This window comes from Salinicola sp. (assembly GCF_982684285.1).
The window spans coordinates 1-5,659 of the sequence record NZ_CEXLVS010000256.1 but is presented as its reverse complement, the minus strand read 5'-3'; the positions used below and the strand labels follow the sequence as shown (position 1 = coordinate 5,659).

General features: G+C 63.1%; 1 protein-coding gene. It reads left to right on the top strand.

Annotation, left to right across the window (positions count from 1 at the left end):
• Positions 1-617: 617 nt before the first annotated feature.
• A partial coding sequence (locus AC3AYF_RS17475; protein ID WP_487780092.1) for a carbohydrate-binding protein occupies positions 618-5,659 on the top strand: 5,042 nt, incomplete at its 3' end.

Here is a 5,659-nt window from a genome sequence, read left to right as displayed (position 1 = left end):
TTTTATAGGGCTCTCCTACACCAAAGTGTTTTCGACAAAAGGCAGTACGTGGCATATTTCAATGTTACTTACTCCCTGTTTTACGTAAACAGTAGGCAAAATCACACTTTTTGATATTGTTTTTAAAGAGATTTTTGTGAGCGCGTCCGTTTTATGCGACGCCGGCGGAAAACCGGGTCCAGTAAAAATGGAGAGACGCATTAAAGACGGTTTGCGCAGTTGTAATGACTATTCGATGTGGCGGTTTAATGCTGGGGTCTGATATTTATCAGCGTTGAAATTTTATGTAAATTTGTCTCTTATGGGGGAAAGGGAACGCTTCGGCAAGTCGATGAAATCGTGTCGGAAATAGATCGAGCTCAATGCGATCGGGAGCGCTTGCTCGTCAAACTCGTTTTGGCAGTTTGAGAAGTTTCAACTTTGCGCCGGCAGCCAGAAGCGATAGCTTGCGACCGATAAGACTTTGGTCCTGAGTTTCGTCGTTCATACCACTACGACAGGAATTTCCCGCCAGTACCCATACGGGGCGCCGGCATCGTGTCTGCATGCGCCTGGCGAGCTTCGGTCATCCCTGGCTCGCCATATAACCACCATCACAATGCGTAGGGGCTCCATACATGTTCACGTTATCCGTCATCGATGCCCAGACCGGAGCCGTCGTCGAGTCATTGGCTCAGGGTGCAGCCATCACTCGCGCCCTCCTTGGCGAGAATCATCGGCTCGAGGTGACACCCATCGACAGCGGCGGTTTCGTCGCCAGCGACGTTGCCGCGATCTCCCTGACGGTCACCGACTCCGCGGGCAACCCGAGTGAACTGTCGGCCACCGAGAGTCCCTACCGGTTCATCTTGCCTTCGGACCTGGAGCGGGGGGTGACCAACCTGCTGCTGGATGCGCAGAACGCAAGCGGTCAGCTGCTGGCGGGGAGCGAACAGTCGACCGAGATCGAGATCGTCAACGAGCAGGGGTGGTCGGGCGACGTTTTCACCTTGCAGGGCGAATCGCTGATCCCGGACGATGGCGCCTCGGTCGCCGATAGCGTGGTTCGCGATCCGGCCAACCCCGAAACCACGGCGGCTGCCGGGCCCGATGGGTTGTGGGACGGCTCGAGTGGCCCGGGCTATCTCGACATGGGGGGGCAGGTCGGGGACGCGGCCTATTTCGAGGTTGAGGTCGAGACGGCCGGCACCTACGAACTGGACGTCCGATATGCCGGGAGCGGCGCCAGCGGTGCCTCGCGGCCGATGTCGGTGCTCGTCGATGGCGTCGCACAGGGTAGCCTGGCTTTTCCGTCGACCGGCTCGGGTACCGGGGGATGGGAGACATGGCAGCACGCCAAGCTGACGTTGACCCTGGACAGCGGTGCCAATGTCATCCGCCTCCAGAACCAGGTGGGGGGCGGCCCCAATATCGATAGTCTGACGCTGACGGCGATAGCCGCGGACGAGGCGCCGACGTCGCTGGTGATCCAGGCGGAAGACCCCGACCTGGTCTCCATCATCGACAGCGGCGCCAGCAGCAGCAGCTCGCTGACCCGGGTCGTCGATAGCGAGCACCCCGATGCGCTCGGCAATGTGGGGGCGGGGGCCCTGGGCGGCGGCTATGTCGATTTCGGCACCGACGCGGGGGATGCGGTCACCTTCCAGGTCGCACCGGATGACGTCGGCATCTACGCCGCCACCATTCGTTACGTCAACGGCGGCACGGGCGATCGCCCACTGCTGGTGTCGGTCAACGGTGCGGAGCCGACCCTGGTGTCGTTTCCGCCGACCGGTTCCTGGACCAGTTGGAGCGAGGTCAGCGTATCGGTACCGCTCGCGCAGGCAGACAACACGCTGACCCTGACACTGCCCTCGGCAGCGCAGGGCGGTGTGCCCAATGGCCCCAACATCGACCAGATCAGCTTCGACTATGTCGAAGCGCTCCCGGCGGATCCCACGCTGGTGTTGTCGATCGAAGGGGAAGCGCTGGGGATCGACGATGGCTCCTCCGCCGCCGACACCGTGGTTCGCGACGCCAGCAACCCCGAGCCGAGCGGTGGCGGGACCGATCGTCTGTGGGGCGATTTTACCGGTAGCGGTTATCTGGACATGGGCTCGCAGGTGGGTGACGCGGGCTCTTTCACGGTCTACGTCGCCGAGGCGGGCACTTATCTGCTGACGATTCGCTATGCGGCAAGCGGCGTGAATGACCGCCCGATGGCGCTATCGGTGGACGGCGAGACCCAGGGGACGATCGCTTTCGCCTCGACGGGCCTCAGTAGCGCGGGGTGGGAAAACTGGACGGAGACCACGGTCGAGATCGATCTCGGCGCCGGCGACAACGTGGTCAGGCTGTCCAACATCGGCAATATCGGACCCAATATCGCCAATCTGTCGATTCGCACGCTGCCGGACGGCGGCGGCGATCCGGTCCCGGAGCCGGGAGAGCGCTTCGAGGTCAAGATCAACTTCCAGCCCAGTGGGACGTCGACGCCGGAGGGCTACGTTGCCGATACGGGGCAGGCGTTCGGGCAGCAGTCGCTGCAGGTCGACGGGCAGACGGTCCGGTACGGTTGGGTAACCGCGGCATCGATTGCCGACGGAACCGCCAACGGCACGACGCCGATGGCGATCGCCGGGCAGGACGGCGATGCCCTCGGCAATCGCGGCGGCGCGCTGCCCGATGTCGACCCGCTGCAGGCGACCTATGCCGGCTTCGACAAGCCCGGTTACAGCCAGGCCGCCGGCTGGGAGATCGAACTGGAGGATGGCTACTACGAGGTCACGATCTCCATCGGCGACAGTGGTGGCGCCTACGACAGCGTCAACCTCATCAACGCCGAGGGCGACGCGTTCAACACGCCCTTCGCCTCGATGCGACCGGACGGTTTCCCGGCGGACGGCGATCCGACCAACGACAGCGACGGTTACCGCTCCAGCCTGGTCACGCGGATCGTTCAGGTGACCGATGGCCGGCTCACCCTGGACTCGATCGGTGTGGGCAGCGACAACACCGAGATCCAGTACATCGAGATTCAGTCGCTGCCGGATCTGACCCCCGGCGACGATCGTGAAGCGCCGGCGGACTATGCGTACTTCACCGACCCCAGGGCGGTGGCCGGGGTGGGGCAACAGCAGGTGGAGGTTCATCTCCAGGCCGACGATGGCACCCAGCCGGTCGGCATCGACCCCACCTCCGACTTCTTCATCGGTATCTCGGTCGTCGAGGGGCGCGGCGGTGCGCTGCTGGAGAGCCTTAACGACGGTTCGGTGAAGCTCTTCAACACCGTTACCGGCGAAGCGGTGGCCTTCAACATCAACACCACTGGCGGCTTCGATTCTCTGACCATCTCGCCGGTGGAGGAGCTGGACGAGTACACCAGCTACACGCTGGTGATCGATGGATTCCAGGATCGCGGCGACAACGAAGATCCCAGCGCGCCCACCCGGGAATTCCAGAAATTGACCACGACGTTCGTCACAGGAGGCGAACCCGCCGTCCAGGATAGCGAGGTGGCCTTCGACACCAACGTGGAGTTGAACGGGGCCGAGGACGGCGCCTATCTGTTCAGCTCCATCACCATGTCTCCCGATTACTCCAAGATCTACGTATCGACCCTGGGCGGCGAGATCAAGCGGTTCGACGTCGATCCGATGACCGGTGGGCTCTCCAACGAGCAGACCCTGGCGCTGGACTATTTCCAGACCGATGCCGGAGCCCGGGGCATCGTCAGTCTGACCTTCGACCCCACCGATCCCAATGTGCTGTGGGTGACCGACAACTACCCCATCCCGTTGACCGGGCGCGACAACGGCGTGCCGGATTTCAGCGGGCGGGTCAGCAAGATCACGATCGACGATACCGACGCGACCTTCTCCGGCGCGGCGGAAACCTACATCAACGGCCTGCCGCGCTCCAACGGTGATCATGTCACCAATAGCCTGGTGTTCCATGCCAATCCGGCATTCGACGCCGAGACCAATCCCGACGTGCCGCCTTACCTGCTGTATGTCTCTCAAGGCGCCAATACCGCCATGGGCGGTGACGACAGCGCCTGGGGCAACCGGCCCGAGCGGCTGCTGAACGCCGGCATACTTGAGATCGATCCCTACCGGGATGCGCCGGCGGGCGGCTTCGACGTGTCGACCGAGCCGTTGCCGACGGATGGCTCCAACACCCGCTACGAGGATGACGACGGCGATCTCAAGAACGGTCCCATCGACATGGGGGGCGGCCAGTATCTGGTCTTTGCCGAGGACGGCACCGCGACGATGCAGGACGCCAACGGCAACGTACTGATCGAATATTACGACCCGTTCGCCTCGGACGCGGTGCTCAAGGTCTATGCCACCGGCATCCGCAATGCCTACGATCTGGTCTGGCACTCCAACGGCAACCTGTACGCGCCGACCAACGGCTCCGCGGCCGGGGGTACCACACCGGACGATCCATCGACCGCCTACAACGAGGGGTTGATCAACGTGGGGATCGAGGACGACTGGCTGTTCCGGGTGGAGCAGGGCGGTTACTACGGACAACCCAACCCGCTGCACGATGAATATATCCTCAACGGCGGCAACCCCAGCGCCGGCAAGGATCCCAACGCGACGGGGGATTACGCCGTCGGCACCAATCCCGACAGCAACTACCGGATCGACGACGCCTACTCATTGGGGACCAATCGCTCGCCCAACGGTGCGATCGAGTACACCAGCAACGTCTTCGGCGCCACGCTGGATGGAAGCCTGCTGTTTGTCGAGTACTCCGGGGGCGACGACATCCGCTGGATATCGCTGGACGAGAACGGCAACGTATCGACCGATAACGTACTGCGCGATGTGGACGGCAACGTCATCAAGTACGTCGATCCGCTGGATATCATCGAGAACCCGCTCACCGGTCAGCTCTACCTCATGACCCTCAATCGCAGCACGGGCGAGAGCCAGGTCATACGCCTGGATCCCATGCCTGGCGATATCATCGATCCCGGTGAAGGGGATGGCGACTTGACCACCATCGCCACGATCCAGGCCGAGGACGAGTCCCAGGCCGTCATCGCCTCCGGAGCCGGCGCCCAGATCGTGATTCGTGACGGGGATACGCCGGAACCCAGCCCCACCAATCCGCCCTACGGCATCCGGCCGGGCGCCTACGGTCTGGATGGCAACACCGACTATAGCGACGGCATCACAGGGGGCTACGCCGACTTCGGCTCGACGACCGCCGATTTCATCACCTTCGACGTCGATGTGAGTGCCGCCGATGCCGGCGATGCCGTACTCAGGGTTCGCTACGCCAATGGGGGAACGGCGAACCGGCCGCTGGAGGTCTTCGTCAACGACGTGAGCGTGGGGATCTTCGCCTTCGCACCGCCCGTCGGCGTCAGCGGCAACGCGGCCTGGAACACCTGGCAGACGCTGGACATCCCGGCCGAACTGCTGGCCGGCGCCAACTCGGTCCGACTGCAGGCAATCACCAACACCGGCCCCAACATCGACCAGTTGGAAGTCCTGATCGAGGACGCGACGCCCGGCTACGTCGTCTATGAAGCCGAGACGGCGGCGCTGCAGGGCGGCGCCATCGTCGTGCCGGCATCCCAGACGGACCGCGACGCATCCGGCTCCGGTTTCGTCGACTTCGTCGGCAGCGGCGATCAGAGCATCACCTGGAGCGTGGA